Raw genomic sequence first — 239 nt, forward strand, 5'->3', positions numbered from 1 at the left:
TGCTGGCAACTAAGATCAAGGGTTGCGCTCGTTGCGGGACTTAACCCAACATCTCACGACACGAGCTGACGACAACCATGCACCACCTGTCTCCTCTGTCCCGAAGGAAAGATCTATCTCTAGACCGATCAGAGGGATGTCAAGACCTGGTAAGGTTCTTCGCGTTGCTTCGAATTAAACCACATACTCCACTGCTTGTGCGGGTCCCCGTCAATTCCTTTGAGTTTCAGTCTTGCGAC

Annotated in this window: 1 rRNA gene; it reads right to left on the minus strand. The window is 51.5% G+C overall.

Going from position 1 to position 239, the window contains the following annotated elements:
- Positions 1 to 239, minus strand: a 16S ribosomal RNA gene (locus KJS58_RS25925); the annotation flags it as partial.

The sequence above is a fragment of the Paenibacillus sp. J45TS6 genome (genome assembly GCF_018403285.1).
GTDB lineage: Bacteria > Bacillota > Bacilli > Paenibacillales > Paenibacillaceae > Paenibacillus.